This is a genomic window from Streptomyces sp. NPDC001027, assembly GCF_040299045.1.
Taxonomy (GTDB): domain Bacteria; phylum Actinomycetota; class Actinomycetes; order Streptomycetales; family Streptomycetaceae; genus Streptomyces.
The window spans coordinates 1-2581 of sequence record NZ_JBEPBI010000484.1 but is presented as its reverse complement, the minus strand read 5'-3'; the positions used below and the strand labels follow the sequence as shown (position 1 = coordinate 2581).

The 2581-nt window shown below is 72.1% G+C and carries 3 protein-coding genes; 2 read left to right on the top strand and 1 reads right to left on the bottom strand.

Features of this window, described 5'->3' with window-relative positions; translation table 11 throughout:
• A partial coding sequence (locus ABT300_RS43060; protein WP_351688349.1) for a cold-shock protein occupies nucleotides 1-152 on the bottom strand: 152 nt, incomplete at its 3' end.
• 440 nt (nucleotides 153-592) lie between these two features.
• Here ABT300_RS43060 and ABT300_RS43055 point away from each other — a divergent pair.
• Both ABT300_RS43055 and ABT300_RS43050 read left to right on the top strand, forming a co-directional pair.
• Nucleotides 593-1357, top strand: coding sequence for an IclR family transcriptional regulator (locus tag ABT300_RS43055; RefSeq protein ID WP_351688346.1), 765 nt, complete (start codon nucleotides 593-595; stop codon nucleotides 1355-1357).
• Nucleotides 1358-1497: 140 nt separating this feature from the next.
• A partial coding sequence (locus ABT300_RS43050) for an MMPL family transporter (protein WP_351688343.1) occupies nucleotides 1498-2581 on the top strand: 1084 nt, incomplete at its 3' end.

Here is a 2581-nt window from a genome sequence, read left to right as displayed (position 1 = left end):
TCGAAGGTGACCGCCTGGCCTTCCTGGAGCTCACGGAAGCCGGTGGCGTTGATGTTGGAGTAGTGGGCGAAGACGTCCGGTCCGCCGCCGTCCTGGGCGATGAAGCCGAAGCCCTTCTCGGAGTTGAACCACTTCACAGTTCCGCTGGCCATGCTGGTGCCTCTCCCAGTCAATGTCGGGCACCGCACCGCGCGGCCCCGGAGGTGATCGCCTTGGTCCGGCACTGCACAGCAAAACGCCCGCGCGCAGCGCGGGCAGGTACTGCCAACCACGACATCTGGGAGCGACGCTACACGGTGACAGCGGCCGCCACCAGAGAGCAACGGCCATGATCCGAGGTCAAGTTCCGCGATTCTCCGAGCACGCGGCGGCCTCCTCGCCGACCCGGTTCACGTGCCGCGGCGTCCTCGGACCGCGTGACGCCCGACGTGACGCCCGACGTGACGCTGGGCGTGTCGACCGGCCCGGCGGGTGCGGCCTGTTCGGTGACATCGCCGCACATGCCGTGATCGCCCGGGAGCGGCGGTACAGTGCGACCGACGATCACGTTGACGGCCCCGCGCAGGCGCACGTCGGCAGGGCGGAGGAGCACGTGGACTCGAGCGTGACGAAGGGGCTCGACGCCCTGTCCGCGCTGGCCCGCGCCACGGCCGACGGCCGACGGCACGACACCGCCGTGACCGTCTCGGAGCTGGCCCGTCGGATGGACCGCGACCGCAGCCAGCTGTCCCGGATGCTCACCGCCATGACCGCGGAGGAGTTCGCCGTCCGCGACGACGCCTCGGGCGGGGTCACACCGCACTGGCGCCTCTACGCGGCGGCGCGCGACCTCACGGCCCACCGTCTGCGCACGGACGGGCTCACCGCCCTGGAGGGCATGGCCGCCGAGACCGGTGAGAGCTGCTACCTCGGCGTCCTGGTCGGCGACACCACCGTCACCATCGCCGAGCGGGTGCCGCCCGGCAGCCGGCAGCTCGGCTCCTGGATCGGCCGCCCCTTCCCGGCGTACTGCAGCGACTGCGGCCAGGCCCTGCTCAGCGACGCCGACGACGAGGAGGTGGCCGCGGTCTTCGCCCGCACGGAGTTCGTCGGTCACGGCCCCAACACGCCGACCGGCCTGGACGACTTCCTCAGCAGGCTGGCGCAGACACGCCGGCGCGGTTACTCGATCGTCGACGAGGAGGCCGAGCCCCACCTGTACTCCGTCGCCGTACCGGTCCGCGACTTCAGCGACGAGGTCGTCGCCGCCGTCCAGGTCGTCGGTCCGCGACGGCGCGTCCAGCCGAGGACCGAGGAGTGCGCGACGGCCGCCCTGCGCTGGGCGCGCCACCTGGAGACGGCCCTGCGCGGAGCCTGAGCGCACCCCCGTCTACTGCGTTCGCAGCACACGCAAGTGTCTGCGAACGCCCAACGACGGGAAGCCGCGGGACTGCGAACGTGAAGGTGGGCCGAAATCGCCGGCCCGATCGCGTGACGTACCCCTTGAAAGGCTCGTCGATGTCCTCTCTTGCCCGCTGGTGCCATCGGCGCCGGCTCACCGTCGTCCTGGTATGGGTGGGCCTGCTGCTCGCCCTGGGAGCCGGGGTCGGTGCGGCCGGCAGCGCGTTCGGCAACAGCCCGACCTCGCAGGACACCGACTCGGCCAGGGCGACGGCCCTGCTGCGGCAGGCCGCCGACAGCGCGGCGGGCAAGAGCGGACGGGTCGTCTGGCAGCTGACCGGCGGCGGACGGGTCACCGAGCCCGCCGCCGAGCAGGCCATGAGCGACGCGTTGAAGGAGATCGCCGCAGCGCCGGGCGTCGCCTCGGTGAGCAGCCCCTACACACCGGCGGGCAGGGGGCAGATCAGCGAGGACGGCAGAACCGCCTACGCCACGGTCGCCTTCGACGGGGAGGTGGCGGACGCCCAGGTCGACCACGTGAAGGACCTCGCCACCGAGCCGGCCTCGGAGAGGCTGCACATCGCGCTCAACGGGCAGGCGTTCACCGTCAACCCGGAGCCGAACCCGATCGCCGACGCCATGGGCATCGCGCTCGCCTTCGTCGTGCTGCTGTTCGTCTTCAGGGCGGTGTGGGTGGCTGCGCTGCCCATCATCACGGCCATCGTGGGCGTCGGCGCCTCCGCGGTGGCGGTGATCCTGCTCAGTCACGTCATCACCCTCTCCGACACCACACTCACCCTCGGGTCGCTGATCGGCCTCGGCGTGGGCATCGACTACGCCCTGTTCATCGTCAACCGGCACCGCGCCAACCTGACGGCGGGCATGACCGTCCCCGAGTCCATCGCCAAGTCCCTCGACACGTCCGGCCGCGCCGTGCTGTTCGCCGGTCTCACCGTCGTCGTCGCCCTGCTCGGCATGCTCACCCTGAACGTCGGCATCATCAACGGCATGGCCGTCGGCGCCGCCGTCACCGTCGTCCTGACCGTGCTGGCCGCCGTCACCCTGCTGCCGGCGCTGCTCGGCATGATCGGACCGCGGGTCCTCGGCCGCCGGGAGCGCCGGGAACTCGCCGGAGCGGTCCGGCGGTCCTCCCGGCGGCCGGGACTGTGGACCCGCTGGGCCGGGCCTGGACCTGTCCGGC